The organism is Paenibacillus hodogayensis, from assembly GCF_039536325.1.
Classification (GTDB): domain Bacteria; phylum Bacillota; class Bacilli; order Paenibacillales; family NBRC-103111; genus Paenibacillus_AB; species Paenibacillus_AB hodogayensis.
This window is the reverse complement of sequence record NZ_BAAAYO010000007.1, coordinates 154,407-180,985: the sequence shown is the minus strand read 5'-3', so window position 1 is coordinate 180,985 and position 26,579 is coordinate 154,407. Positions and strand designations below refer to the sequence as shown.

24 protein-coding genes are annotated in these 26,579 nt (G+C 54.8%); 6 read left to right on the top strand and 18 right to left on the bottom strand.

From position 1 onward, the window contains the following. Nucleotides 1-57: 57 nt before the first annotated feature. The 3 genes from ABD796_RS15850 to ABD796_RS15840 all read right to left on the bottom strand — a co-directional run bounded on the left by ABD796_RS15850 (nt 58) and on the right by ABD796_RS15840 (nt 3,496). A complete protein-coding gene (locus ABD796_RS15850) occupies nt 58-2,064 on the bottom strand; it encodes a glycosyl hydrolase family 28-related protein (RefSeq protein WP_344909125.1) in 2,007 nt (668 codons plus the stop codon). A gap of 279 nt (nt 2,065-2,343) precedes the next feature. Then, complete coding sequence (locus tag ABD796_RS15845; protein WP_344909124.1) at nt 2,344-3,129, bottom strand: 2OG-Fe(II) oxygenase; 786 nt, start codon at nt 3,127-3,129, stop codon at nt 2,344-2,346. 97 nt (nt 3,130-3,226) lie between these two features. Further along, nucleotides 3,227-3,496 carry an SMI1/KNR4 family protein gene (locus tag ABD796_RS15840; protein ID WP_344909123.1) on the bottom strand — a complete coding sequence of 90 codons (270 nt, stop codon included), beginning with the start codon at nt 3,494-3,496 and terminating at the stop codon, nt 3,227-3,229. A 455-nt stretch (nt 3,497-3,951) separates the two neighbouring features. Here ABD796_RS15840 and ABD796_RS15835 point away from each other — a divergent pair, with 455 nt between their 5' ends. Further along, nucleotides 3,952-4,341, top strand: coding sequence for a VOC family protein (locus tag ABD796_RS15835; protein ID WP_344909122.1), 390 nt, complete (start codon nt 3,952-3,954; stop codon nt 4,339-4,341). A gap of 60 nt (nt 4,342-4,401) precedes the next feature. On the opposite strand, the gene ABD796_RS15830 is transcribed toward ABD796_RS15835, so the two are convergent. Beyond that, a complete protein-coding gene (locus ABD796_RS15830; RefSeq protein WP_344909121.1) occupies nt 4,402-6,354 on the bottom strand; it encodes a hypothetical protein in 1,953 nt (650 codons plus the stop codon). Then, nucleotides 6,354-6,860, bottom strand: a complete 507-nt coding sequence (locus ABD796_RS15825; protein WP_344909120.1) for an RNA polymerase sigma factor — start codon at nt 6,858-6,860, stop codon at nt 6,354-6,356. Before ABD796_RS15825 ends, ABD796_RS15830 begins: the two co-directional genes overlap by 1 nt. A gap of 512 nt (nt 6,861-7,372) precedes the next feature. Here ABD796_RS15825 and ABD796_RS15820 point away from each other — a divergent pair. Beyond that, nucleotides 7,373-7,783 (top strand): VOC family protein, encoded by a 411-nt coding sequence (locus ABD796_RS15820; RefSeq protein WP_344909119.1) that lies wholly within the window; start codon nt 7,373-7,375, stop codon nt 7,781-7,783. 123 nt (nt 7,784-7,906) lie between these two features. On the opposite strand, the gene ABD796_RS15815 is transcribed toward ABD796_RS15820, so the two are convergent. From ABD796_RS15815 to ABD796_RS15805, 3 genes are all read right to left on the bottom strand, one after another. Then, nucleotides 7,907-8,461: a cupin domain-containing protein gene (locus tag ABD796_RS15815; RefSeq protein ID WP_344909118.1), complete on the bottom strand. Its 555-nt coding sequence runs from the start codon at nt 8,459-8,461 to the stop codon at nt 7,907-7,909. 77 nt (nt 8,462-8,538) lie between these two features. Then, nucleotides 8,539-9,009, bottom strand: a complete 471-nt coding sequence (locus ABD796_RS15810; RefSeq protein ID WP_344909117.1) for a GNAT family N-acetyltransferase — start codon at nt 9,007-9,009, stop codon at nt 8,539-8,541. A 403-nt stretch (nt 9,010-9,412) separates the two neighbouring features. Beyond that, complete coding sequence (locus ABD796_RS15805) at nt 9,413-10,126, bottom strand: phytanoyl-CoA dioxygenase family protein (protein ID WP_344909116.1); 714 nt, start codon at nt 10,124-10,126, stop codon at nt 9,413-9,415. A gap of 123 nt (nt 10,127-10,249) precedes the next feature. Here ABD796_RS15805 and ABD796_RS15800 point away from each other — a divergent pair, with 123 nt between their 5' ends. Beyond that, a complete protein-coding gene (locus tag ABD796_RS15800; RefSeq protein WP_344909115.1) occupies nt 10,250-11,146 on the top strand; it encodes an AraC family transcriptional regulator in 897 nt (298 codons plus the stop codon). 149 nt (nt 11,147-11,295) lie between these two features. Here the strand turns inward: ABD796_RS15800 and ABD796_RS15795 are convergent, their stop codons facing one another. The 3 genes from ABD796_RS15795 to ABD796_RS15785 form a co-directional block, all read right to left on the bottom strand. Then, a complete protein-coding gene (locus ABD796_RS15795; protein WP_344909114.1) occupies nt 11,296-12,639 on the bottom strand; it encodes an ABC transporter substrate-binding protein in 1,344 nt (447 codons plus the stop codon). Nucleotides 12,640-12,775: 136 nt separating this feature from the next. Next, entirely contained in the window at nt 12,776-13,804 is a 1,029-nt protein-coding gene (locus ABD796_RS15790; protein ID WP_344909113.1) for a DJ-1/PfpI family protein, read from the bottom strand. Between the two features lie 19 nt (nt 13,805-13,823). After that, on the bottom strand, nt 13,824-14,444 hold the full coding sequence (locus ABD796_RS15785) for a DUF2306 domain-containing protein (protein WP_344909112.1): 621 nt from the start codon (nt 14,442-14,444) through the stop codon (nt 13,824-13,826). A 236-nt stretch (nt 14,445-14,680) separates the two neighbouring features. Here ABD796_RS15785 and ABD796_RS15780 point away from each other — a divergent pair, with 236 nt between their 5' ends. Continuing rightward, entirely contained in the window at nt 14,681-15,280 is a 600-nt protein-coding gene (locus ABD796_RS15780) for a TetR/AcrR family transcriptional regulator (protein ID WP_344909111.1), read from the top strand. 179 nt (nt 15,281-15,459) lie between these two features. Here ABD796_RS15780 and ABD796_RS15775 read toward each other — a convergent pair whose 3' ends face one another. Further along, nucleotides 15,460-16,359 carry an NAD(P)/FAD-dependent oxidoreductase gene (locus tag ABD796_RS15775; protein ID WP_344909110.1) on the bottom strand — a complete coding sequence of 300 codons (900 nt, stop codon included), beginning with the start codon at nt 16,357-16,359 and terminating at the stop codon, nt 15,460-15,462. A gap of 160 nt (nt 16,360-16,519) precedes the next feature. Next, nucleotides 16,520-17,998: a DHA2 family efflux MFS transporter permease subunit gene (locus tag ABD796_RS15770; RefSeq protein ID WP_344909109.1), complete on the bottom strand. Its 1,479-nt coding sequence runs from the start codon at nt 17,996-17,998 to the stop codon at nt 16,520-16,522. 158 nt (nt 17,999-18,156) lie between these two features. Here ABD796_RS15770 and ABD796_RS15765 point away from each other — a divergent pair, with 158 nt between their 5' ends. Further along, a complete protein-coding gene (locus ABD796_RS15765) occupies nt 18,157-18,726 on the top strand; it encodes a TetR/AcrR family transcriptional regulator (RefSeq protein WP_344909108.1) in 570 nt (189 codons plus the stop codon). Between the two features lie 55 nt (nt 18,727-18,781). Here the strand turns inward: ABD796_RS15765 and ABD796_RS15760 are convergent, their stop codons facing one another. From ABD796_RS15760 to ABD796_RS15740, 5 genes are all read right to left on the bottom strand, one after another. Next, entirely contained in the window at nt 18,782-19,162 is a 381-nt protein-coding gene (locus tag ABD796_RS15760) for a metal-sulfur cluster assembly factor (protein ID WP_344909107.1), read from the bottom strand. A gap of 34 nt (nt 19,163-19,196) precedes the next feature. Next, entirely contained in the window at nt 19,197-19,358 is a 162-nt protein-coding gene (locus tag ABD796_RS15755; protein ID WP_344909106.1) for a hypothetical protein, read from the bottom strand. Nucleotides 19,359-19,645: 287 nt separating this feature from the next. After that, nucleotides 19,646-21,088, bottom strand: coding sequence for a beta-galactosidase trimerization domain-containing protein (locus ABD796_RS15750; RefSeq protein WP_344909105.1), 1,443 nt, complete (start codon nt 21,086-21,088; stop codon nt 19,646-19,648). A 238-nt stretch (nt 21,089-21,326) separates the two neighbouring features. Beyond that, nucleotides 21,327-22,655, bottom strand: coding sequence for an ABC transporter substrate-binding protein (locus ABD796_RS15745; protein ID WP_344909104.1), 1,329 nt, complete (start codon nt 22,653-22,655; stop codon nt 21,327-21,329). Between the two features lie 70 nt (nt 22,656-22,725). Continuing rightward, nucleotides 22,726-24,909, bottom strand: coding sequence for a glycosyl hydrolase family 28-related protein (locus ABD796_RS15740; RefSeq protein ID WP_344909103.1), 2,184 nt, complete (start codon nt 24,907-24,909; stop codon nt 22,726-22,728). 451 nt (nt 24,910-25,360) lie between these two features. Here ABD796_RS15740 and ABD796_RS15735 point away from each other — a divergent pair, with 451 nt between their 5' ends. Next, nucleotides 25,361-26,557, top strand: coding sequence for a hypothetical protein (locus ABD796_RS15735; RefSeq protein WP_344909102.1), 1,197 nt, complete (start codon nt 25,361-25,363; stop codon nt 26,555-26,557). Nucleotides 26,558-26,579 lie beyond the last annotated feature (22 nt).

Here is a 26,579-nt window from a genome sequence, read left to right as displayed (position 1 = left end):
GCCTTTTTGTCGCTGGCCTCTATTTTGCTTTGGCTCAATTAGGTTTGAAGACACGCTCTAGTACGCCAGCTCCAGCATGATTTGAATCGACAAGGGAACCGGAGACAGGCTGTCCGTTTGGATATCGACTCCGATAGCGTCGTTCGGCAGGAACACGCCGGCGGATAGCGGATTTAACAAATACCCTTGCTCGGTGCCGTCAGCCGACTTTACCGTGAACTGGTCCGGATAAATGAAGGTGGCCTCGGTCAAACCGTTTCTCTGCAGCTTGATGCCGAGAGAGCCGGATACGATTTGTCCGTCGGCAATTACTTTGATTCTGCTGATCCAGCAGTCCCGCTCCAGCTGATAAAACCGCGTTGCCTGAAGATCGTCGAGCCTCATCGCGAGGCCGGAAGAAGGAACGTTTGCGGAAGCGGCGAACCGCAACGTCTCCTTGCGGACAGACTGCGGAGCATCGGCCGAGCTTATGCTGAAATTGCCGACCGTATGAACGATTCGGATCGGCACATCCGGACTTTGCAGGTTGATGCATTTGTCCACATGAACCGATTTGGCGTTGCCCGCATTCCGGATCGAAGCGATCGTATAGGAGTTGTCTCCGAACCGGCAGCGTTCCAGTTCGACAACACCAAGTTTTTTGGTACCGCTTTCAATTTGTACGCCATATCGGCAACTGGCAGACTGGAAGTTGGAGACGCCAGAAAAATGGCAGTCGGCAATCAGCACCTTATCCACATCGGCAAGCGTTGGTTTGATCAGAACCGCGGCATCATGATCCTCGAAATAGCAATGCTGGAACGAAGCGTTGCCAATACGAACGGATACGTTCGCATTGAATTCGCGCGAAGTGACGGGACGACTCGGATTGACCGCAAACTGGCAGCTGACGAAATCGGCGATATGGGCTCTCGTCTCGACTAACCCGTTAAACAGGCACGATTCAAAGCGGACATTATCCCACTTGGCGCCCGACGACTCCGGCTTTACGGCGTAAACTTCGGCCAGAGCATCATTGGCGAACCATTCCGAATTATAGTTGCTGCGGAAGCTGCACTGGACAAAACGAGTGCTCATTTGCGCGTAAGAGCCGGAGGATGAGATTCGCAGAGCAAGTCCGTTGGCTCCTTTGCATAGGATGCGTCGCGCTTCGAAGAATTCCTTGCAGTCTCCCACCCGCAGGCAAAACGCCTCGGGGCTGCCGTTTTTCATCCTCAGCGTAATATCCGATATGGCGATATCGACGGCATAGGAATTGCTGGACCCGAGCAATTCGAGTATGGCCCGGCCGGGCGTCTGGATCGTGCCTATAATATTCGTATTTTTCCCTTCCCCCCTTATCGAGGAAATAGCCGGTCTGGCTACTTTTCCCGTCTGTGGCGATGGTGTCCAATGAATAACGAGCGGGGATGTCGTCTTGTAATCGCCATTGGGCAAGTAGACGGAGCCTCTGTTGGCCGAAGCGGCGTCCAGTGCGGCTTGTATGGCAGAAGTATCGTCGGCGACCGCATTGCCGAGAGCACCCCACCATTGGGGAATGAGCGTTTTGCCGAACGCCTTCCCTTTCACGTTTCCGCTGCCCTGGAATACGGCTCGCGGCGGCGCATCAAACATTCCGTTTATCGTGACCTCCACGCTTGCGTCCAGGACGAGTGAAGCGCCTGCACTAAAGAACAGTCCGATATGATCCGGGAAAACGAAGCTCGAGGCAAGCCGGTAATTCCCTGGCGGGAAATATAAGGCGGCGGCTTGTCCCGCGACTGTCAGATTTATAAGATTGTACAAGGCCGATCCGTCGTCGGTGCTTCCGTCCCCTTTCGCCCCGTACTGCCGCACATTGTACCAGTCTTCCATACAACACGGAACAGTGTCATTCGGGCCGTATACATTAGAAGTGACACTCGCAGCCATCGTGTCTCCGATCCATAGGCTTGAAGAAGCCATTGCCAAACCTGCCGTTGCGCCGATAGCGACGAGCAATTTTCTGCGATCGGTCGACTGTACCCGATGCTCTTCCTGCAAACGACTTTGGTCGTTGTCTTGCTGCTGATTTCGGTTGATCATCCGTAAACCCTCCCCTATAGTCCTTTATTTATTGTACTTCCCGTTCTAACCTTGCATCTATGTATGAACATGCGTCGAATTGGTACGATTTTGCACGCTGCGGACATTCGCGGGCTCCGCTCCATCCATTCACATAAAGATAAACGCAAAACTGGCTCCAATAAAAAATCCCCCTGTTCGGCAATCATGCCGGAGACGGATCGCTCCGTTTCCTGCACAAAGAATACACCGACTTAGGGGGAAATTTCTTAACTTTGCGATCGTTTCAGGGATTCAGCCCTATTTCGCATCGTGAAAAATAATACCCAGGCTGTATCTCTTACCTGTCGTTACCGTGCTTACGCCGTGGCGAAGCGTTGTTTTATAATAGCCACGCGTTCCCGAAACGGGCCGATGACGGGTCGGAAAAATCAGACCTTCCCCTTGCTGCAGCGCGATGGCGTGACCGCGGCTTTGCGCCCGCGGTCTTTGTTCCACCAAAAGAAACTCCCCGCCCGTGTAATCTTCTTCTCGTTGATTGAGAGCGATGACGACCTGAAAGGGAAAATATACGTTTCCGTACAAGTCCTGATGCAGGCAATTGAAGCCCCCGGCTTCATATTTCAAGAGCAATGGCGTTGGGCGGTTCTGCCCCTCTCGATGGCACCGGTCGAGGAATTCCGCCAATGCAGCGGGATAAGAAGCAGGCTCGCCCAACTGCTCCAGCCAGCGATTGGCGGTTGCCGCAAGCCCCGGATACAGTCCCTCGCGCAGTTGTTCCAGCAGCAAGGGAAGAGGAGCGTTGTAATATTTGTACTCCCCGATCCCGAACCGGTAGCGGGCCATGTCAATCTTCGTTCGAAAACGCTCTTCTTCCTCATAAGTGCCGATCATTTCCGCGCACTCGGTTTTGCTGATCAAGCCGGGGAGCTTTGCGTAGCCCTGCTCATCCAGCGATTGCCCGATCAAGGCCCAATCCAAATTCGCTATGCTTGGCTTCACACCGTTCGCCGTGTTCGGCAAATTGGCCGAATTATCCGGGTTATGGGCAGCTTTCTCCGTTTCCCGTCCGGTTTGCTTCGTCATATGGGTTCACCTCAGCGTACAGTATAACCCCAACGGCGAGCTTTTGTACGTATTCTCGCATGTGACAGCAAGATAACGAAAGGACGCTTCCCGCTTTCTATTTCGTCTCTAGAAAAGTGTGGTCAAAATACGTTTTGAAATCGGGATACACATAGACCAGCGACCTTTCCAGATCGCGGCGTTCCGTACGGTCTTCATCGAAACCGAACAAGATGTCATGATCAATCTCGTAGATCGCGCCGGGCTCTTTGTCCGCGCTCCCTTTCAAGTCGATGCATAGGATGCAGCCGTACTCGCTATCCCATGTAAACGGGAGGTAACCCAGCCTGCATAACAACGGATTATACATATTTTGAATGCCGGTCAAAGGCTCGTCGCTGCCCTGCTCGGGGATGACGTCGAAGTAAGCCTGCCTCCGTTACCTTCATGTCATCGGGAATGTCCGGCCGCATCCATCTGCAGAAGCCTTGTTCGGTAACTTGACTGAAACGGGCATAATAGGTTTCAAACCCTGTTTTGACGTATTCTCTTAGATCCACCCGTAAAGCCCCTTTCCAGTTTATGAAAACGTCGATCTGCTTCTTTATTTAACCAAACAATTGACTATGGTCAAAGTCCCAATTTACACTTACTATATACGTTGAACGAATGAACTTCCTGGAAATAGCCGGCTTTCGACTCCATTCCGCTGTGTCTTTTTTCAATCCAGGAGTTGAAAACAACATGTCTGAGCAGCAAGGCAGTCCTTTCGGAATGAAAGGGGCTTCCCAAACATTCGTTCAACTTATATAGATGACTCAATGAAAAGGAGCGTACCAAACGATGACTAAGCCGAAAATTTCCACGTTTCTGATGTTTACCGGACAAGCCGAAGAGGCGATGAAGCTGTATACGACCTTATTCGAAGGCTCGGCTATCCAACATGTGCATCATAATGAAGACGGCACCATCATGCACGCCACGTTCAATATCAAAGGACAATCGTTTATGTGTATCGACAGCCAGCCGGTGCATGCCTTTACCTTTACGCCTTCCATCTCCTTGTACGTAAACTGCGACACGGAGGAAGAAATCGACCGCGTATTCGAGACGTTATCCCGGGACGGTCAAATCCTCATGCCGCTCGGCGCGTATCCGTTCAGCGAGAAGTTCGTTTGGCTGAACGATAAATACGGCGTTTCCTGGCAACTGAGCCTCGCCCGCCCAGAATAGCGGATATCGGGGAAGGGCAGAGGAAGCGGAGACCGGGATGAGCGGCCGAAATAACCGCAACTATTCGGCGCTATATTCCAGAAACACGTCCCGCCCTTCCCATTCTACAAAAAAGACCAGCTTCCCGGCCTTCCAGAACCGCGTACTGATATCCGTATAAGCCGGTCCTTCCAGCAAACCGGATAAATAGATCGGCTTCCCGTCCGGTTGCGAAGCAGGCACGGGTACGATCGCAATGTCAAACTTGGCGTTATCCCGTTCCAGCTCCACTACGACGTTCTTGCCCGATTCATCCACGAGCATCATCACGGACCGCGACTCGCCTTCCAAGCTTCCCAACGCCTGAAATTGCCCGCTGTCCCGGTCGAAGCTCATCAGCCTCAGCCGTACGCTGTCGTCATCGGCCTTCGTTTGCTTTATCAGAAACCAGACTCGTTTCCGATTTTCCGTAATACGGTACACCATATGCTCCACTTCCTCGTTAGTCCACCCTTTATCGGCCGGCACATCCGTAAGAGCGAACAGCAGCTCGCCGCGCTGGTCGTTAACCGTCGTCACCACCTCCCGGCCTCTCGCCCAGGCTGCAATGGTTGTGCTGTCCTCTTCCCGCATATCGTCGATGCGATAACCCCGCTCGTACTTCGTCAGCGTAAACGCCATCGTGCGCACCGAATAATACGGGTCCTGGGACGCATAGTCCATATTGGCCGTGACCGTCCATTTTCCTTGCTTATCTTTCGCCTTGTCCACGATCGTATAGCCGACTTGACGCGGAGAGGTCCCTTTCAAATAGCCGGGATCATAGCTGAAAAAGCTGTGCGCATACCGCTCATCGCGATAAATAAGCGCCTCGATCGCTTTACCGACCACTTCTTCCGGCGCAAGCTCCGTCGTCGACAGCGTATAGCGCACGAAATCGCGGGAAAGCTGATTGGTCTCCTTGATCTGGTACATGCCGATCTCCCGGCCATCCCGGCTCCAAGCCAGGTTTCCCACCCGGAAGTAGGGCTGGAGCGAACCTTCCTTCAGCTTCCCGTTCTCCCACGCATCGATCGCTTCATTATGGGTCACCTGCTGCTCCGTCTGCCGGTCCAGGTCGGCGATCCATACATCTTCCATTTGCAGTTCCCCGCCGCTGCGTACGTACAACACATACTGGCCGTCCGGCGAGACAACCGGTCTCCGGCCTTCGCTCCATAGACGCTCCTCTTTGGAAGCCAGCTCGCGCACGTAGATGCGGTCGTTTTTCTCGTACAGCATCTGCTTGCCGTCCTTCGTATAGCTCGGGGAAGCTCCTTTCCCGATGACGGTCTGCGTCCCCTTGTTCAGATCCGCTTCCGCAACCAGGACGGTTGCCGGATCGTCGCGCACAAAAGCCAGCTTGCTCTCGTCCGGAGACCAAGCCAATGAGCGGATCGCCGTAGAGCTCTCGGGAGCGGCTGCAGCCGTCCTGGATTGCAGCGTACTTACATTCAGCACAAAAATGTCATGTCCGATTACGTAGGCCAACTGCTCGCCGCTTGGCGAAAGCGCCAGCTCGGCAATATTGCCGTCTACCAGCTTGGTGTACGACAGTCCGCTCTGCCGGTAAATGCCTTGGCCGGGGACGGCGTAATAGGTCGTGCTTGCGTCGATGGCGGCTGCGGTACTGGGCTCCGTGCCTAAACTTTTGGCGCTGCTCCATTGCAATTGAACCAACAGTTTGTCCGCATGAACCCGACTGACAGCAGGGCCGGTCAACACATTCAAGATAAATACGATCGCTGCAATCGCACCGATAAGGCCTGCGCTTCCCCAGATCGCGGCAAGACGCCGGCGGCCTTTACGCGCTTGTTTCATTTGCAGGCGCAAACGCGGTTCATCGGCTTGGGCGTCTTGGGCGTCAACGTTCGGAGCCCTCCCTGCTTCTGTAATCAGCTTGTGCCGCAGCTGTTTCTTAAAATCAAGATCCGCCGGCAGCTGCTCATGAACGCGGCGCAAGTCGTCCACCCACTTTGGTCTGCTCTCGTCCACTAGACACCCTCCTCCATGCAGGCTGCTATTTCGCCGGCCAGCTTCTTTCGAATGCGGTGCACCCGATTGCGCATCCATTCCTCCGTCCGACCGAGGATTGCGCTCATCTCTTGATAGGTGAAGCCCATCATATATTTGAGCTGAACCATTTGACGATCCTCCTGTTTGAGCTGCTGCAAAGCTTCCTGCAGGCAGTCATTCCGGACCGATGCGGCTTGAAACAGCTCGGGAATGTGCTCCGCATCCATGCCGGCCGCCTCGGGGTCCGTCCCGTACGCCTTCTCCGTCTTTTGCCGATAGTGGTCGATAACCCGATGATGGGCGATCGTGAATAACCACGACCGTTCATGTTCCGGGATAACGCCTTGTTTGCTCGTGTACTCCATTACCTTGCGAAAAATATCGCTGACCAGATCCTCCGTATCCCACCGGTTGCCGACTCGGAACAGGACGTAACGATATACGTCATCGAAGTAACGGTCGTACAATCGCAGACATGCCTCCATTTCAATTCGTCCCTTCAGCTAGTTGTTGCCTGTTCATCCTGTATAACGGGGCGACCGTCGCTTTTGTATCACCGCAAATAAAAAAATAGTTGGATGTACCGGCGGCGGCCCGTAAATAAAGATAAAGCCTCCAATCCCGCTGTTTCCGGCGCGGCTTGGGGCTTCATTACATCCATATTGATATCCATTGCGGATCGGCTCCTACAGGTTCAATTCCAGCTATTCATCGGTTTCCCGAAAACCAAGCTTTTTGTAATCGTGCTGTATGGAGTTTAGCACATTTCAAGGCCAAAGTCATGGCGTGAAGAAGGATGGGACGAACGAATGGGATAAAAGGCAATCCATAAGAAATGCGGCATGCGCGGCTATGATACATTAGGTTTGTAGAACACTATCTACGTTGAACGAAAGATGAGGAAGTCCGTTGCATTCCCTTCTCCATTGCACTTGGCCCTTTCCTTGAAGTTATTTCGTTCAACTTATCTACCATTCAAATGGAAAGGATGTTGAAGATGGGAAGCTTGAAGCCTTATTTGATCTCGGAGGATGCCAGAGCGCAGGCCGCGTTTTATATCCAATCGCTCGGTGGCGAGATCATATCCGTAAGTACGCATGGAGAGTTGATGGGGGTACAGAACGAATTCAAGGATAAAGTCATGCACATGTGTATTCACGTAGCCGGAGGAAACTCCATCTTCATGGCGGACTCCATCGAGCCTTTTACTTCCGGAACCGGCATTTCGCTCACGATAGCGTACTCCACCGAAGCTGCAGCCGGCGAGGCATTCGCGAAGCTTGCAGCAGGCGGTAAGGTGAAGTACCCGATAGGCATGCAGCCGTTCGGCTTGTTTTTGGGAGAGCTTACGGATAAATACGGTATCGTGTGGATGATTACGGCCGAACCGAAGGCGCCTCGCCCCTGATCAGGTCTTCTCCTCTTGAAGAAGCGCAGCGTATGGCAGAGAATAAAACAGCGGCGGAACAGGTCATCATGACGTACCTGGTCCGCCGCCGTCCGTTTAACAGCCGGGTTTTGTCGTTTATGCCTATTGGTTTGATTTCCCGCTCCCCGGGGCAGGCGAACAGTCTGGGGGCGGACCGAGGATCACCGGCTTCTGGATCGGCGCAACAGTCTGCGCATAAGCAACCGGGTTGATGCAGAACGCTCGTGCCGCTACCTCGGGCGGCAGCGAGCGGAGAAAGTCGCCGCCGTATACGATATCCGGGGTCGGGACGTCGAAGATCGTCAGCAAGTGCGTGTTATCCGTCAGCGCGACAAGCCAATGGAACCAACCGGGCGGAAACTGCGACACTTGTCCCGGTCTTAGTTGATACGTCATCAATTGCTGGGTAAACGGATTGAAGACGGACGTCTGCAGTTCCCCGCTGATCAAGAACACCAGCTCTGTCGCGTTCGTATGCCAATGCGGCGTAATGACGACGCCCTGGCTCATATGAACGTTGAAGAAGCCCGTCTTGATGACGGGCAGCTGCTCGGCAAAAACCTGCGTAATGAAATTGCTCATATCCTTGGCATAGGTCAAAGTCTGATTCGAGTCGGCGGCCAGCGACAGCGACGGCGACATCAGCCCGGATTCCATCGGTCATTCCCCTCCCGCTTCTACACAAAGTCCCATATCGCGGGTAGTATATGCACGTCCGGGCAGCAATAGTCCGATTACTTTCCGCCTGCCTCCAAGTCCAGAGTCATGAACACGCTGTACGGGTCCTCCGTATAGTCGGAGAACGGTTCGCAATACACGAAGCCGCAGCTTTCGTATAGCTTCCGCGCCGGTTCGTGCGCCACCATGGACCCGGTCTCCAGGCTCAGTCGACGGTAGCCGCGCTCCCTCGCCTCCGCGATGAGAAACGCCAGCACCCTCCGCGCCACCCCTTTCCTTGTATGTCCCGATGCCGTTCGCATCGACTTCACCTCTCCGTGCCCGTCATCCAATTGCTTGATCGCGCCGCAGCCGACCAGCCGCCCCTCGTCCCAGGCGCTATAGAACGTAACGCCGGGCGCTCTCAGCCCCTCGGGATTCAAGGCATGCACGCTCTCGGGCGGCGAATGCCGCGCCATATCTTCCAGATGCTCCCGAAGCAGAGTGAGAACGTCCGTTCCCGTCAAATCGTCTTGTATGATTTTCATCGGCTGTCCTCCCGTCGCAGATCCGCCTGCTCCATCTCCAAATCCGCTGTTCACTCTCCATTCGACGAAAGCAAATCCAATTCCTTCCTGCCTCTCATGCGGACAAGGACCTTGCCACCCGTTGTGCAACTCGCTCCTTTTCACTATGATAGAGAGAGCTGTCCCGCCCGATCATCAAAATCCGCGAAAGCGGTATGCGGGTGGCGGAACGCATGCTGTGGCGCATCACCAATCCGAACGAGCGTTACGAACACATTTTACTGCAGGGCGATTTTTTCGAAGGGGTGACCGTCCAAGCGGTCGCGAGGCAAGCATGACCGGAGCGACACGCCAACGAGCGCCTTCGGCGAAAAGGCGCTCGGAATCGGCGGGGACAGCTTTGCCCCCATTCTCGCCGGGCGGACTACTGCTTCCTGGAAGACAAATGCTCGCGATCGGTCAGCAGCTTGCCCGTCTCCGCGTACCGACAGGACTCGGCGGAAACCTGGAAGGCATAAGCCCTTCTCGGCTTGTCCGTATGGTTCGTCTTGCTGTGATGCAGCGTCTCGCGATGGAAAATGACGGCGTCTCCGGGTGCCATCGGCCTGCACGGCATCCCGTTCTCCGGGTCAGCGGCACGGCGATGCTCGGCGCCCTTCTCGTTCAGGTCGGGCTGGCGGCCCTGCCGGTGGGAGCGGGGCGCGAGCCACAAGCCGGCGTTCTCCTCGCTGATCGCATCGAGCGCGATGAACCCGTTGAGCATATGGCCCAAAATATGGGTATACATATTGTCCTGATGCCATGCCAAGCCTTCGCCGCGCGGCGCAACGACCGCATACATCCCCATCCATAGCCGGACTTGGTCGCCGAGAATACGTTCGTACGTCTCGATCAGCGTCTTGGATGAGAGCATTGCCGCCGTCTCGGGGAATTGCTCCTCGCTTTTGTCGAAGTGAACAAAGGCGTTGGATTTCCAGGCGCCTCCGGCTTCGCGGTCGGCAAACTGCGCCTGCTCGCGGTTGATCCGTTCCACCGTTTCGGGGGTAATAAAGCCGGGCGCATAGAAGAAGCCTTCCCGGTAAAATTCTTCAATCATCTGTTCCGTCAGCACAAACTGGGATACGACCGAGTTACTCATGCGTACGCCTCCTTCAATGGGTTCGTACTCACTATATCGAAACGCAAACGGAAAAACCGCTCGCAACCCCGGCCTAAAGTTGTAGTATCGTACACGCCGGCGAAAGCGGCGATGGAGGCGCTTATGTTTTACGAAGAGGTCGCACTGAAGCGGGAGCTGAATTTTGTACCGAAGATCGCCCGCTTGACCGAGCACGCGATGCATGTGCACGATGCGTTGGAGGTCAGCATTTTACTGGAGAACGAGGCCAAATACCGTTTGGCGGACCGCGACTATTACGGAAAACCGGGGGACGTGTTCGTCTTTCGGCCCTTCGAGCCCCACTACAACCTGGTGCGCGACAAGGACAAGCCGGTTCGCTGGATCATGCTGCTGTTCTCCCCGGCGATCGCCCGCCACATTCCTGAGGGCGGCATGCTGCTTCGCCCCTTCTATACGGCGGCAGGCCGATTTCCGCCGTTGATTCCAGCCGACTCTCCTTGCGCTCGGGCGATCCAGCGCGCGGCGAGGGAGGCGGTCGCGGAGGAGGAACACCAGCTTTCCGGCTGGCAGGCCAAACAATTTCAATGTTTCATCGACATTCTCGTGCAGTTGTACCGCCACTACGCCGCGATGGAACTCGACTCGCACAAGCCCGACGAAGGCGTGCTCCGGGTCATCGACTACGTGCTGTCGCATTTCGGCGAAGAGCTGACGATGGACCGCCTCGTCGACATGTCGTCGTTAGGCCGGACGATTTTTTTCAGACGCTTCAAAGAAATCACCAGTCTGTCGCCGAACGCGTTCATCAGCCGGCTTCGCCTGCAAGCGGCCGTCTACATGCTCGACTACTCGGGCAAAACGGTTACCGACATCGCCTTCGAATGCGGCTTTCAATCGTTGAGCTATTTCAACAAGCAATTCAAGCCGTTCAAGGGCATGTCCCCCCGGGAGTACCGGAGCCGCAAGCGCGAAGAAGCGGACCCGGTCGCCGCCGAAGGCGACGCTTCCTTGCCCTCTCCCCGCCCGCCAGAAAGCTGAACGCGTGACTCCGCCGTACCCCTTACTCGGCTCGGCGGAGCAGTCCGCACGCCCTCTCGTCCCCAGAACGAAATCCTCCTCCGTCAGCTCGCGAAAGCGGGTCCGGCTCGAAACGATGCCGTGACCCGCTTTTTTGTGCGAGCGCTTACTTATCGGTTCAGCTCCTCCTGAATGACCTTAGCCGCCTCTTCCTCCATGGCGCGCAAGGCAGTATTGAGATCCTTCTCTCCGGCAAGAAGGGCGTTCAAATGATTCGTGTAGACGTTGCGAACCTTATTGTCATATTTGGTCAGCGGCGCCAGCGGAGAAAAAGGATTCCGTGTAATCGCTTTCCAGTTTTTATCGGCGAATACGGACTCCGATCCCAATACGTCGATGACGTCCTTCGATTTCGAAGCCATCAGCTTCCCTTTCTTCGACATTTCGATCTGATAGTCGCTTGACGTCCAAAATTGGATCGCTTCCATGGCCGCATCCGGGTTTTTCGATAGCGAGGTGACGCCGAAATAAATGGGATTGGCCCGGGAACCGGCATTCGGAGCATTGGCAAACGTCGGCATCGCGACCATATCCCAGTCCAGCGGCTTGAACTCCTCCTCCAACGCATTCGGAACCGACGCGGTGTACAAAATCATCGCCAAATTGCGATCTTTGCTGAACGAGGCCCAGTTCGGCAGCTTTTTGGCCTGCTGGTACGTTGCGGTCATCGTCGGGTTCAGGAACACGGATTGGAACAACGTTTTCCAGCGATCGTCGCTGTTGATCGTCGGTTTGTTCGTCTTCCCGTCCGCATACGGAATCGACAGCGAGTTCATACCCAAAAATTGCGCCGTTCCGTTCATGCTGAAGCCGTAATAGGAATTTTGCCCATCCGAGCGCGTCATGGTGCGGGCCAGCTCGAACAGCTGCTCCCAGGTCATGCCGTCTTTCGGATAAGCGACGCCAAACTGGTTGAAGATCGTTTTGTTATAAAACACGACCAGACTGTTCAAAGAGATGGGGATTCCGTAAAGCTTGCCGTCGAACGCTTGCTTGATGGAATCGACCGCCGTCGGCTCCAGCCGACCGAGATCGACGTTATGCTTGCGGGCCAGTTCGGTCATGTCATACATCAGATGGAATTCCTGCAATTTTTCCTCATACGGTCCCCGGCCGTGATAAAATATATCGAATTTTTCATTGCTGGCCAACATATCCGCCATGGAGGTGCCGGAAGACGCCCGGATATATTTGACGCGGATATGCGGATATTTTTTGTGCAGCGGCTCGATATAGACGCGGTTTACTTCTTCTTCCGGGTCGCCGACGTCCGAATAAAGCGTCAGCTCCACCTCCTTTGGCGTCTCCTGCTTGATGGCCGTTGGGGCGGCGTCGCCTTTCCCCGGTTTGTTGGATCCGTCGGATTCATCGCTGCAGCCGGTCAAAGCTGCCGCGGTAACGGCCGCAACAGCGACAACATGCCGAAATCCGATACGCTTTTCGGACATTCCCATGGTGAAGCCTCCCATAGTGTTCGTTTGGCCTATCCTCCACCGTTCACATTCGCCATGTCTCATCCCCTTCGAACGATCTGGTTACAGTTTAATTGAAAGCGAAGCGTAGTAACTAGTTGTAAAAAACTTTGGTTTTTTAAGGTACGATGCGGCTGCCCGCGACCTTCGAAGCCGGAAGCAGACCGGCTTTGGCCGTACCGGTCAAGCGGTCGCCATGGACAACGACGGAAAATTTCAAGAGTAATCGCATCGGCTTTCTTATACTTAACGACCAGGTCAGGCAGCCATTGTCCCATGCAGGATCGGTCATCTCGGAGAGCTCGTCCCCCTCCCGAAACGTGCCGCTGATCCTTCCGTTCGTCGTGGTCACCTCCATAACCAGCTCGAACTTCCCGACCGGAGTGGCGATGACGATGTCCCATTTTCCGTCATAAGGCGCGCTAACGTCCGTATTGACAAGGCTCACCGCCGCCTCGCCGGGAAGCTCGGCAAGCTCCGGTTGAGCTTCTTTCGTTTTTTGAATGGGCGTTATGCCTGAATTGCGCCATACGGTTCCTCTTCGCTCATATTCGAACAGCCTCTCGACGGCATGCGAAATCTGCGGTCCCAGTTCGCGCTCTACGAGATGCAGAGCGACATCGAGCCCCGAGGTAACTCCCCCTCCGGTCACGAGATTTCCATCCTCCACGACTCTGGCAAATATCGGCTTCGCACCCGTAGCCCCCAGCACCTCCATCCCCAGATGGTGGGTGACCGCATAACGATCCTCCAGCAGCCCGTCCATGGCCAGCAGCAATGAGCCTCCGCATACGGACGAAACGATCAGATCGCTTCTCTTCATCGCTTGCCTCAGCTCGTGGACCAGGTCCGTCTCCAGTGCCTGTCTCAATAAAACCGGGATCGAATCCGGACCTTCATCGTCCGGATCGACCGTTCCCATAGCGCCGGGGATAACGAGAATGCCTCCGCGCTCCACGTCGATTTTGCCGCTGCTCGGCAGGGGCGGTCCGTTCATCCCGCCTTTGACCAGTCGCTCGCCTTCGGCGCTTACGAATTCGACGCGGACTGCGCCGGTAAGCATTTTGGCTGCGGAAAATACCTCATACGGTCCGATAACGTCCATATAATCGAACCCATCGAACAAAACAATTTGTACGTTCAGCATAACGCTCCTCCTTCAAACCTTATTTCATCCATTTCTTGCGAATGACCAGCTCCGCCAGCGCCAGATTCAGCACAAAGCTGCTCCAGACAGCCGCGGTGTATGCCGTATCGTAAGGGAGCTTCAGTCCGGAATGGGCCACAGCCAGCACCACATGAATTGTCAGATTGGCAAAAGTCAAAAAGAAGCTTCGCGTCATCCACCCCGTATGCTTCGCTACTTGTTTGCGGCGGATATGGACGTACCCCAATACCGTCGTGCCGAGCCAAAGCGAGTTCAACATCAGGAACCCGAGAACGCTCAGCCAGCCGCCCGTGGCGAAGAACGAAACATAGAACCCGGGGACGACGTTCAACAGAATGGACAGGACGTAGAGACGGCCGCTCCATCTATGCAAGGCCGGCCTCTGGACACGAATCCTGCGTATCGTTCCGATCGGCCCGGTAACGAGAGAAACGACGGCAAGCCCAATATGGACGCGCAGCATCGTCCGAAAGAGCTCGGGGTCGGGCACGGGCCGATCCTTATGCGATAGAAACTTGAGGAAATCGGGATCTGTTACGAAATTTTTGGTCACTGTATGCATAATCCACATACAAGCCATAAGAGCTAACACGACGATTACGGTATTTCTGGTTCTCATTTGGCTGGACACACTTCCTTTCCTTGGAGTAGAATTCGATATATCATTTCCAGTATCGGACCGGACCGTCCGGTCCGTTGATTACATTTCAACTATATGCGATTTCGTCCGTATTTTAAACCGCAATCTTTGAACCTTTCATGACAAACCGTCCCATTGTCCAACGCCTCCGTCTTCGTGTTATGATAACTTTACCGATACCGACTATACATTTATGATGGACGGGTGATTTGACTATGGAGAAAAAGGATGCCGTTCGAGAATCGATTATTGCCCATGCGCTGCATCTGTTTAATACGAAAGGGTTCAGCCAGACGTCCATACAAGATATTATGGAGGCCGCTTCCCTCCCGAAAGGGGCCATTTACCGCCGTTTTGAAAACAAAGAGCTAATCGTGCTCGCCGCTTTTGAGCGGGCGGGGCAAATTTTGCAAGAGTTTTTCGTCCGGGCCGTCGAGCAAGCTCCATCCACCATCGACAAGCTGTTGGCCATTGCAGCGATTTATCAGGATGCCGTTCATAATCCCCCGATTCCGGGCGGCTGCCCGCTGCTGAACACCGCCATCGAGAGCGACGGTACGTTTCCCGAACTGCAGAAGCAGGCTGCCCAAGGTTTTATGGGCACGATCGCCTTTGTACAGTCGATTATTGAAGAAGGCATGGAGAAAAAGGAGCTGCGTCCCGATATCAACTCCTTTTCGCTTGCTTCCTACTTGATTACCTCGATGGAAGGGGCGATTATGGCAAGCCGCTTAACAGCAAGCAATGAACATGTTTTGTATAACATGGAATATACGAGGACTTTATTGCAGAGCTATTCGTTGCCGCAAGAATGATCCGCAACGGGAAAGGACCGGGGATGCCCCGGTCCTTCGTACATACCTACACTGCCTGCGCATCTGATGACCAAATGCGGCTATGCACAGCTGGCTTCTTATCGGGTATTTGTCGGGGCATCCATTCCAGTTTACACGAACCGTTGTGTCGACTACCAGAAAATACGATCGCTTTTGCGCTAAAAATCTTCATCGGTCAAATCCATGTGGACCCCCATGGCGGTGCGGCTGCCCTCCGCTGCGGCAAAAACGACCTGGGAAGGCGCGAAGTACGAAGCATCTCCGGCAGCGTATAATCCGGGCACCGAGGTTCTCCCCCCACTATCCGTGCGGACTCCTCCAAGTTCCGTAAGTTCGCACCCTAACAGCTCGCCAAACGGTGCGCTCGGTACAAACCGGGGAGTCACGAAGCCGCCGCTTCTCGCGACCTGCGTTCCATCCGCAAAGCGCACCTGCTCCAGACGGCCGTCCCTGCCGATAAAAGCCGCGACAGGCTGCTCGTTCACGACGGCTCCCTTCGCTTGCAGCCGCTCCTTGTGCTCGCCCGACAAATTCGCCTGGCCGTTCGTGCAGACGATCAGATCGTTGCCCCAGTTGAGCAGCAGCTTGGCCGTATGAAACACGTTCGAATATTCGGAAACAAGGACAAGCGGCTGATCCCGCAGCTCCCACCCGTCGCAAAAGGGGCAATTGAACAAGCTTTTTCCGTAAAGGGGATAAAAGCCTTCGATCTCCGGAAAAATCTCCTTCACGCCGGTAGCCAGAACCAGCTTCCGCGCTTGTATGCGAAAGCCCGACGCATCGAGCATCGCAAAGCCGGAACCGATCTTGGCAACCGAAACGACCTCGGTCCGCACATGCTCGACAGACGGATAGCGCAGCACCTCCTCGTAGGCAATGCGGCGGAACTCGCCCGGCGTTGCGCCGTCCCTCGTAATAAAGCCATGCGAGGCGTGCGTCACGGCGTTTCGCGGCCGGTTGTTGTCGATCAAAGCGACGCTGCGTCTTGCTCTTCCAAGCATCAAGGCCGCATTCAAACCGGCGGGTCCTCCGCCAATAATCGCGCAATCGTATATCATCGTGATCGGCTCCCCCACGGTAGCTTATGAACCAAGTCCGAAAGCTTCGTATTTATAGCATAATATCTCAGAGTGCAGCCGTGTCAAGAACAAGCTAAAAAAACCAACCCGGTCCGAACTGCACCGGGTTAGTCGAATGCGCCATTCCTGGCGGCAATCATTAATGCATGTCGGCGGAGCCTGCGGCTTGTCCTTCCGGCGCCTTTGTCCGGCGGATGAAAAAGCCGATCACCACGGCGACGAGCGAGATGACGAAGCCGATCCAGAACGATTGGTGAACGCCGGCGACGACTCCTTGGGCCTGCTCAGTCAAGGATGTCGGATCTGACGACGATTCCAAGTAATTTTTCGTTCCCATCGACATGATGCTGATGAACAAGGCTGCTCCGATCGCGCCCGATACTTGCGTGAGTGTATTCAGAATGGCAGTCCCGTGCGGATACAACTGAGGCGGCAGCTGGTTCAGCCCGGTCGTCTGCGCGGGCATCATCACCATCGAGATTCCGATCAGCAGCAGGATATGGACGGTGATGATGTAGCCCGTGCCGGTCGAGATCTCGAAGCCGGTAAATAAATACAAAGTGATGGCCACGAGCACGAGTCCGGGAATGACGAGCACCCGAGGGCCGAACTTATCGAGCAGCTTGCCCGCTATCGGAGCCATGATCCCGTTGACGACGCCCCCCGGAAGCAGGATCAGGCCGGATTTGAACGCAGTGAGAAGCAGAGCCCCCTGAAGGTACAGCGGAATCAGCGTCATCGTAGAGAAGAGGGTCATCATCAAGACGAACATCAGGACGGTCACGATCGCAAACATCGGATATTTGAATGCCCTCAAATCCATGACCGGCTGCTTCAGCCTCAGCTGCCTCCAGATGAACAGAAGAAGCGCGATGCCTCCGACGATCATCGGCCAGTACACTTCCGGCTTCGACCAGCCGCTCTCCCCCGCCTTGCTAAAGCCGTATACGATGCCGCCAAATCCTACCGTGGACAGCAAAATCGAGAAGACGTCGACTTTGGGCTTCGTGATCTCGGAAACGTTTCTCAAAAAAATCGCCGCAATGACGACCGAGAATGCCGCCAGCGGGAGCACCAGAATAAACAACCATCTCCAGGATAAGGAATCCAATATTAAACCGGACACCGTCGGACCGATGGCTGGAGCGAACATAATGACCAGTCCCATAAGCCCCATAGCCCCGCCGCGCTTCTCCGGTGGAAAAATAACGAGAATCGTGTTCATCATCACCGGCAGCATAAGACCGGTGCCAAGAGCCTGTACGACCCGGCCGGTGAGCAGCAGGCCGAATCCGGGCGCGACCGCCGCAAACAGCGTCCCTGCGAAAAACAAGATCATCGCCGACAAAAACATTTGCCGGGTCGTAAACCATTGCTGTAAAATCGCCGTAACCGGCACGAGGACGCCGATCACGAGCATATAGGCGGTAGTCAGCCACTGAATAGTCGAATAGGGCACGCCCAATTCTTTGACCAGATCCGGTAAGGCATTTCCGAGCAGCGTCTCGTTCAGAACCGCGACGAACGCCCCGATAATAAGCGAGAAAACGATCGGGCCGCGTTTGATTCGGCTTGCATCGATTTTGGGCGATGCCCCGCCGACATGTGAAGCATTCATTTTTCCTACTCCCTCCTGCGTATCCTTTATCTGTATTTTTCTACACTTGTATATTTAAATTTACAAATGTATATTTTATACTATACACGCTTGCCCTGACGTCAGGTCAAGAATCAATTCCGGACGGATTGTCGCCTAAATCTACAAAGGAGGACCATATGTATACGAACACGCTCGAAGTCAAAACCGATTTACGCGTAAGGCGTACCCGGAAGCTGTTGTGGAATGCGCTGAAAACGCTGTTGGAGACGCGCTCCTTCGATTCGCTCAGCGTTCAGGAAATTTGCGACGAGGCGATGGTGCATCGCACGACATTTTACAAACATTTTCAAGATAAACATGCTCTCTTATCCTTCGGAATCGAGGAGGTGAAGGAGCTGTTTAACGGGCGAAGCTATGAGGATCGGATTCGGCAAGCCATGAGATTGATCGAGGAAACGAAGCAAGTTGGCAACCTCCATATGCTACTCAATACCGAACAAGGGAACAGTTCGCTGAACTGCATTTTGCAGCAGCATGCCTCCGATTCCCTCCGCCAGCAGCTGATTGAAGCCGAGCAGAACGGAGTCCGTTTTCCCGTCCCGATCGACATTATGGCCGCCTTCATTTCTGGCGCGATTTGCTCGCTGGGCGCTTGGTGGGTCAACCAGGATAACCCCTTCACCGCCCAGGACATGGACGCCTACTTGAGCCAATTGATCAATCCCAAGACTTTCTTTCCCGAATGATGCCGATCGGCTTGCCGAATTTCGGCTTCTTCCCGCATGATCCGGCCCTCCTCCATCAGAACGAGCAAAAAGGGCTCCTAAGGTAGCCCGCACCTGAGAAAGTCCCTTTTTGCACATGAGGATTACACCGATAAATGGCGGGACCGGATTTCTTCCCGGGCCGGTCGTTCATTTTGGCTGGGGTCCATTTCGGTTCCCAGACGAGCGAAACCTCGACTTCATGGACGCCTGGGACGGCAGAGGCGGCCTCCCGTACATTCCGTACAATATCGTCGGCCAATGGACACTCGGGGATTGTCAGCGTCATCTCGATGTCAGCCCGGCCTTGGTCATTCACCGTCACTTCATAAACGAGACCCAAATCGACGATATTCACTTCCACCTCGGGATCGATCACTTCCTCCAAGGCCGTCCAAATCGCATCCTCTGTTTTCATAGTCTCCCGTTCTCCTCTCAGAAGCATTCTCGGTTTACTGCTCCGGCGTTCGATCAAGGAACAACCGGGTCACTTCCGTGTACTCGCCCCGTCTGCGCTCTTCTTCGGTAGGTTCATCCTCGAGCGTATTATGCGTATCCATGCCGGGTGCGATCGTCGGCTCGTTTTCATGGTCAGCGTCTTGATTAGTCGGCATTTCGGGCCTCCTTTAATCGATTTGGCTTTACTATACCCGGAAATCACGAAATGTAATAATGCTTTATTTATGGATTAATAAATAACAGTTGTAACGGTAACGGGTTTAATTCCCCATACCAATAGCGTGCCAAGCTGCGATTCGTCCAGAATAAAATCGAACTGAATGCGCGGTGGCCGGTCCTTTACTATTTTCCGAAAAGCCGAAAAACGATAGCCGGACGCAAAAAAAAGCCCAATTCGCATTGGGCTTTCATTTTGTTCAGCATTCATTCTGCTTTCATTCGTTCAGCTTTCTTTACCGGCATTCTCGACGAGCTCCTTCACATCCGTACCTTCCAGGATAACGGCGGCGTGCAGACCGATTTCCGGGAGGACAAAGCGGATTTGACCTTCCTCCTTGACGAAGGACAGCTCGGTGTTCCCCGGAACGACATATACGCGATCGGCTGACGCTCTGACGACGGCCTCGATTTGTCCAGCCGGCACAATCTCCTCGATGAATGTCTTCGAGCCCGCCGCTTTATCTTCCCGGACATTTGTAAAATGGATCACGATACGGGAAGACTGGCGCATCGCGTTGACTTCTACCGAGAGGGGAGCGTCGACCTTTACGAACGGATCGGGATAAAGCCTGCGCAGCCCGTTCAGGTAAAGCGTTCGCAACCAAGGCGAACCCGTTCTCCAATACGCGGATTCGATCGGGCCGGACACGTATAGGCTCGCTCCTTTGCCGTATGTATGGGCAACGACGGCCGGATGCGGCGTCGGATGAGCCGGGTGCGCGTGCTGATGGTAGACGTGACGATGCGTCTTTGCCTCCAACGCGGGGTCCGTGAACCTGGCCCATACGTCCGAGCCTTCCTTCGCCTCAATCCGGAGCGCTTTGTGAGCCGGGTCTTTCAGCAGGATCGGCATGTCCGGTATCGCTTCGGCTATCGCCGCGTCAATCGGATAAAAGTAGGACACACTGTAGCGGGACACATCTCCGAATCCGATGCCGAGTACGTCCGCCAAGCCGAAATCCGGCCTTCGCTCTCCGGCAGCGTCATACAGCGATGAGCGGTTCGAGGCCAGCAATCGTCCTCCTCCCCTGACGAATTCCCGTATCCGCTGCTCGACCGGATCGCTGATATAAGCCTGATCGGGCAAAATAAGCAGCTGGTAGCTATCGATTCGGCTCAACAGCGTCGTTTCGTCGATAATATCGAAGTGAATATGCCCTTCCGTCAATATCCGATGAATCCCTTGCAAATGCGGGTCGTCGGCCGGACCCGATAGAGCGGACGCTTCGAGCATTCGTTTGCTCTCTATCGAATAAAGGACGGCGACCATCGGCACGCTTTCAGCTCCAGTCAACCAGGGCTCGAGCGATTGGACCCATGCGTTGGATTCGCCGATTGCGTTCATGACTGCTTCCGGCACTTGTCCCCGCATAAATCCCGAGGGATAAGCGACATGGCCGAAACTGATCGACCCGCCGTTCGCGACGGCGATCGCGGCCGTCGTCCTGAGCGTTGCGGCCGGCGCGACCGTCCACTCCCCCCAGCTGCCCATCTCGCTCGGCATCATCAGCTCGAAAGGCTTGCCGAACGAACGCTTCCATCTTGCCAGCAAGCTCCCGTAAGCGTATTGCGGGGGATGAAATTCGGACGTAAAATAATCCGCATACCGATCTGCCTCCACTTGACCGAACCGAGGATCTCCGGCATGATTCCAACCGACCAGCAAAGCCCTTGATCCTTGCATTTTTGTGACCGATCCGCGTGTTGAAATAACTATTGCCAAAGGCGTCCTTCGTCATGAACGTGATCGTCTGGATGCCTGCCTGGGCCGCCTGCGCAAAATAGTCGGCCACATTCAGCTCTACTTCCGGAACGGCTTCGCCCGCGTGAAAATCGAACAACCCCCGTCGAAACGTTCGTCTGTACAAATCATTCCCCATTGCCGATTCCCTCCTTCGTTCCCCTTATCTATCCAGTTCCTGAATCGCCTTCGTCAGCTTCTCGTCCGCTTCCCTCAGCGCCGTGTTGATGTCTTTCCCGGTCGTGACCACGTCTTGGAACGCCTTCGATACGAGTACGGCGGGGTTCGTTTCGGCCGGGAACTTGTATTTGAACGGTTGAATCACGGCTAGTTTCGGCTTCGTCATCGCGATTACGTTCTTGGATTGATATTCCGCCGAATCTTGGCCGAACGCCTGCTGCACCTTCTCGTCCTTCAGTACGGATACTCTCGCATATCGGGATAGATCCGTCTGTACTTCGTTCGACAATAAGGTTTCAATCACTTGGAACGCCGCCTCTTTGTTAGGACTTGCATTCGTGATCGAGAAAACGAGGGAATCGACCCGCTGCCCGGTTCCGGGCGCTTTCGGATTGACCGGATAGGCGACGACGTCCCAATTGAAGTTTTTCACGGTTTTCAAGCTTTGCAGTGTCGCGGAATGCCCGGCCAGCATGCCTACCTCCCCTTTCAGGAACGCTTGCGTCGCTTGCGTCGGCGGATCGCTTGCCAGTATAGTCGTCGCACCGGAAATGTTGTACAGGCCGGACCACATCTCGAACAGCTGCTTCCAGCCATCCGTCTGCAAGGCGCCTTTCTTGCCCGCGAAGTCGATAAACGGCAGACCGAGCTGATACGCCCCGCGAAACAGTTCCCCCGGATACAGCCCCCAGTATTGGACGCCTCCCTCGGTTCGCGTCATTTTCGCTGCGATGGCGCGCGCGTCTTCCCACGTCATGCCGTCCTTCGGATACGGTACGCCCATTTTGTCGAACAAGTCCTTGTTGTAGAACAAGGCGAACGAGTTGTTGTAGACGGGAAGACCGATCAACTGATTCAAGCCGCTGGCAGTCTTGATCGATTCCAGAAATTCCGGACGAATTCGGTTCAGATCGAATTTTGAGCTTTTGATCACATCTTCCATATTGAATTCGACCTTCATATCGAGCAGTTGGGTCAACGCGAGCGGATAGTCGACGCTGATGTCGGGAATTTCCTTGGAGGCTGCCATATTGGCCAAGGATGTTTTGGACGAATCGACCCATTGTACCGTGAGATGCGGATACTTTTTCTTGACCGGCTCGACGATAAATCGTTTGAATTCTTCCTCGGTCAGGTGGCGTTGGGCAATTTTAACCGTGGCGGGCTTCGGACTCTCGATCTTCGGATTCTCGGTCTTCGGCTGCTCCGCCTTCGCTTCCGGGGAAGCCGGTTCCTTGTTCCCCCCGCAGGCGCCGAGCAATATGGATAGCGACAATATGGCCGCTGTTGTATAAAGCGACGATGTTCTCAACAAGTGTCACCACCTACTCAATATTTATCGGAAATCGATTGCTTTTTGCGCGAGCGTAAAAAGGCTAAGCTTATGCCGGAGCAATCGTCGTCACGGTGCCGTTCGCGCCGCGGACTTTGAGCGCTCCTTCGTGCACGTATACATACACCCCTCCCGACGGATTGTCGACAGGTTCTTCGGCCACATCGGCGATGAACATCCCGTGCGTTTTGTCGACCGTCATGTTGGGCGACGAACCGCCCATATAAATGCCGAACTGTGCCTCCGCTGCGGGCGCATAGCATAGGATGCCCTTCGGTATTTCCGTTCCCGTCCCGGTACCTTGAATCACGACGTTGCCCGAGGCAAAAGCGCCCAAAGTCGAGTTCGCGGCAGGGAAATAGCCGAACGATGCGCTGCCCAGATTGGAGGAAGTCGGACCTGCTTTCGCCTGGAACTGGGAGCTTGCGGACACGCCTCCGTTCGTGTTCGTATTTTGGATCAAGCTGGCCGAATCGAACGAAATGCTTTGGTGCAGCGTTCCCGGATCGGCTGGGCCGAAATTTTGCTGATCGGTTCCGAACTGACCGGCACTCGTCCCATTCCACCTCAGCTTGCCGCCTGCGGTAATGCCCATTCTCCATTTGATCGGGTCGGAGTACGGCTCCTGAGCATAAACCGTAAGCGCATTCAAATTTGCTCCTGCCGTATTGGACAACGCGAGCGTACCGAAATCGGTTGTCTTCGACTGATCGATCACGAACCGCTGGCCGATCGTGCGAAGCTGATTATTGGAAGCAAGCGGCCCCTTATAGATCACTTCCTGCGCGTTCGGAAACGCATAGGTGCCACCGATGATCTCGTTGTTGCTGGCCTGGTAATAGCCCGCTGGACCGTCGAAATAGAACCGTACCGGAAGCGTAAACCGCACCGTATTGCCGACAGTCGTAAACGCCCGGGGAACCGTATCGCTCGGCGATGTCGATAGTTGAAACGTACCGCCCGCCCCCGTCGAGTTGATAACGTAGTAAGCTTCCCCGTTGGCCAAGCCGACCGGGGCCGTAAGCGCTCCCAGTACGATTTTATCCCCATTATTGAACGTACGGTATAAAGGCTGGGTAAAGGTGTTCGCAGGACTTGGCGAAGCGGCCGAGTCGAAAAAGTTGCCTTTAGTGCCGGGAGCTAGGTCGGGCACCAGTCCCGATTCCCAGCGGCATCGGTCGAAGAGGCAGTATTGGGCGCCATTTGCATAAACGTGGTATTCGCTTGTATATCCTTCCAGACTGGTCCCTCTGAATCGGATGTTGGTTACCGTGGACACACCGGTGCCGTACAGAACGACGTGTCTCCATCCCGGCGTCCGGACCCCGTACATCGTACCGACCTGTTGAATTTCCCCTCCAAAAAAGTCCAGCTCATTGCAAAATGAAGCATTGATCGGACCTGTCGGTTGAATCAAATAGGCAACTTTACAGTTTTGGATAAACCCGCCATAGATCCGGTTCGATAAATTCCCGCGACCGTTGGCATCGTAATGCTGTCCTGTCTCGAAATAATAGATGCGACCCGGGTAAAGGTCGGAGCTCCACACGTTGCAGACGCGGAGCGCCTTGCTTCCTGCCGTCAAGGTCAGATTCAGCGGCTTGATCAAATCCGGCAACGTAATAATGGCGTCGATCAGGCAGTGATTGGCATCCGTTCCGCCGATGGTGATCGCGGTAGCGGCAAAGCTGTCCGGATATTTGAACACGGCGCCGCGAGCTTCCAAATGACAAAATACCGTAAACGATTGGCTGACCGCATAGGTGCCTGGAGGGATGATCAGCTTTGCCCCGGGGGATTGATATACGGGGTTCACGGTATTGTTCCTTTTGGAGTTGCAGTATTCCAGCGCCGCCGCGATTGCCGCGGAATCGTCCGTCACCCCGTCACCCTTCGCGCCGAAGTCGAGCACACTGACGCACTCACGCAGCTTCTGGCCGACTGTCCGTTCCGGCAATCCTTCCGAGACATGGTAGTCAACGCAATCGGAGTCGATATTCGGAACGCAGCCTTCCCCATAAACAGCGTTTTGTACGGAAGGCCCCCTATCGATAGCATCTGCCAATCCCGCAATCAGCGTACCGGAGGCTACGGCAACGCCGGTCACGCCGATCGACGTCAACATTTGTCTGCGGCTAATCTTCGCGTTCGCTTCGGCTTGCGCCTGATTCGCCTCTGCACCTGTGCCGTGCTTCTCTAAGTTGACGTGCTCGACTCGCTTGTTCGAATCCATGTTCATTCCTCCCAATTGTTCATGGTTTTCAGCTTGTGCCGGGAATGATAGCAGTAATCGTTTACTATACGGATATGGCATGGCGTTTATCTTGCCTAGAGGAGATCCCCTTCCTCTAATAAAGCTCTCTGTTCCCTTCTGGCAGTCTTCCTTCCCGTTTCCGATTCCGAGTCGCACTCACCCCCTTTGATTGTTATTCGAGGCTTTTAATGCCAAAAAATTATATATACTACCTTTAAATTATATATAATGTATCATATAATCTAATTATGCACAATAAGAACCTTAAGTCCGGGGGCGACCGAAACCAGCCATTGGAAAAGACATTGATCACGTTTTTTAATTCGACCGCATGGGTCCAATTCGGGTGTGTCCGGTTACACATGGTCGAGACGAGTCGGGTATGCCGATATGAGGCTACGCAAGGATAGTAAAAGGAAGGAATGATGATATGCTTCTGCAAGCACACATTCCCATGGCCGTTCAAGTCGTAATTGACGATGTCGGCTGGTGGTCGGGAACGGATGATCATGCGACGGGAGGACCGTATCGGACCGGCATGGCGCGGGATCACACCATTGAAGATTATGCGGCCATTATCGAGTTGGGCCGCAGGCTGTCAATCCGTCCCCAAGCCGCCATGATTCTTGGCGAGTGGGATCGAACCAATATGCTGCGCCGGATTCCTTCGGCAACGTGGCAAGGCGGAGCCTGGGACAACCGGCGCTGGACGGGGCCTTGGTTAGAGGAGACGGCGGAGCTCCTTAGGCAGCATCGCGGGCAAGTGGAGTTGACTTTACATGGGCTTTGTCACGAGTATTGGGATAACGGCATACCGACTCGCGCGGAATGGTTCGATTCCAACGGACAGATGCGGCCGGAGTCCGAGGTGCGCGCTCATCTGGAGGCTTGCGCGGCAATTTGGGAGCAGAACGGGCTGGGGCCGCTTCCGGAATCGTTTGTGCCTCCCGCCTATCGGTACCGCTTTCAGGACAAGGACGGTTTTGCGGATATTTTGGCCGAGTACGGCATTCGGTATTTGACAACCGTCTTCGAACGATCCGCCCCCTCATGCAGCAGACTCGTCTCGCCTTGGTTTGGCTTTGACGGACCGCTACTCGCCGTTGAGTGGCGGGCCGCCATGGGCAACGAAGCAAGCGGAGTTCTCCCCTGGTACGAAGCCGACCCCACGCTGGCAGCGACCAGAGCAATCGAAGGGCCTGTACTTGGACTTCACTGGCCGAACTTGCTGCATCCCGATCCGGCGCGAAACGGCGAGGTCATCGATCGTTGGGTCGCCTATCTGAAACCATTCGAGCTCCGTCCGGATCGCATGCTGGCCCGCAATACGGCGGAAGGCTACGCCCAACTGCTGTATCACTGGGGAACCGACCTATCGACGGAAGCCGAGGCCGTTCGGTTCGATTTCTCCCGTCTCGATTCGTGGAACCGACAGCTTCCAAGTTTCTTTACCCTGAAAATCGTTGCCGAGCGACCGCCTTGCTTGGAGTCTCCGGACGGCAGCCTACTGGTTGCGGCGCAGCCCGTCAGTCCGAGCGCCAGCTGCCATGTCTTCCGAATCGAGCGACTGGCGGACAGCGCCGGTACAATGGCCTCCAAAGCGACGCTGACTGTACGCAGCTCATAAAAAAAGCGCCGGCATCTTTTGT

What these genes read in the sequence shown, in the direction of transcription:
- ABD796_RS15810 (WP_344909117.1), bottom strand. Translation starts at nt 9,009, where the DNA reads ATGAAAATCATACAAGACGATTTGACGGGAACGGACGTTCTCACTCTG.
- ABD796_RS15850 (WP_344909125.1), bottom strand. Translation starts at nt 2,064, where the DNA reads ATGATCAACCGAAATCAGCAGCAAGACAACGACCAAAGTCGTTTGCAG.
- ABD796_RS15815 (WP_344909118.1), bottom strand. Translation starts at nt 8,461, where the DNA reads ATGGAATCCGGGCTGATGTCGCCGTCGCTGTCGCTGGCCGCCGACTCG.
- ABD796_RS15800 (WP_344909115.1), top strand. Translation starts at nt 10,250, where the DNA reads ATGTTTTACGAAGAGGTCGCACTGAAGCGGGAGCTGAATTTTGTACCG.
- ABD796_RS15780 (WP_344909111.1), top strand. Translation starts at nt 14,681, where the DNA reads ATGGAGAAAAAGGATGCCGTTCGAGAATCGATTATTGCCCATGCGCTG.
- ABD796_RS15785 (WP_344909112.1), bottom strand. Translation starts at nt 14,444, where the DNA reads ATGAGAACCAGAAATACCGTAATCGTCGTGTTAGCTCTTATGGCTTGT.
- ABD796_RS15740 (WP_344909103.1), bottom strand. Translation starts at nt 24,909, where the DNA reads ATGGATTCGAACAAGCGAGTCGAGCACGTCAACTTAGAGAAGCACGGC.
- ABD796_RS15825 (WP_344909120.1), bottom strand. Translation starts at nt 6,860, where the DNA reads ATGGAGGCATGTCTGCGATTGTACGACCGTTACTTCGATGACGTATAT.
- ABD796_RS15790 (WP_344909113.1), bottom strand. Translation starts at nt 13,804, where the DNA reads ATGCTGAACGTACAAATTGTTTTGTTCGATGGGTTCGATTATATGGAC.
- ABD796_RS15765 (WP_344909108.1), top strand. Translation starts at nt 18,157, where the DNA reads ATGTATACGAACACGCTCGAAGTCAAAACCGATTTACGCGTAAGGCGT.
- ABD796_RS15820 (WP_344909119.1), top strand. Translation starts at nt 7,373, where the DNA reads ATGGGAAGCTTGAAGCCTTATTTGATCTCGGAGGATGCCAGAGCGCAG.
- ABD796_RS15770 (WP_344909109.1), bottom strand. Translation starts at nt 17,998, where the DNA reads ATGAATGCTTCACATGTCGGCGGGGCATCGCCCAAAATCGATGCAAGC.
- ABD796_RS15775 (WP_344909110.1), bottom strand. Translation starts at nt 16,359, where the DNA reads ATGATATACGATTGCGCGATTATTGGCGGAGGACCCGCCGGTTTGAAT.
- ABD796_RS15755 (WP_344909106.1), bottom strand. Translation starts at nt 19,358, where the DNA reads ATGCCGACTAATCAAGACGCTGACCATGAAAACGAGCCGACGATCGCA.
- ABD796_RS15805 (WP_344909116.1), bottom strand. Translation starts at nt 10,126, where the DNA reads ATGAGTAACTCGGTCGTATCCCAGTTTGTGCTGACGGAACAGATGATT.
- ABD796_RS15735 (WP_344909102.1), top strand. Translation starts at nt 25,361, where the DNA reads ATGCTTCTGCAAGCACACATTCCCATGGCCGTTCAAGTCGTAATTGAC.
- ABD796_RS15795 (WP_344909114.1), bottom strand. Translation starts at nt 12,639, where the DNA reads ATGGGAATGTCCGAAAAGCGTATCGGATTTCGGCATGTTGTCGCTGTT.
- ABD796_RS15760 (WP_344909107.1), bottom strand. Translation starts at nt 19,162, where the DNA reads ATGAAAACAGAGGATGCGATTTGGACGGCCTTGGAGGAAGTGATCGAT.
- ABD796_RS15835 (WP_344909122.1), top strand. Translation starts at nt 3,952, where the DNA reads ATGACTAAGCCGAAAATTTCCACGTTTCTGATGTTTACCGGACAAGCC.
- ABD796_RS15845 (WP_344909124.1), bottom strand. Translation starts at nt 3,129, where the DNA reads ATGACGAAGCAAACCGGACGGGAAACGGAGAAAGCTGCCCATAACCCG.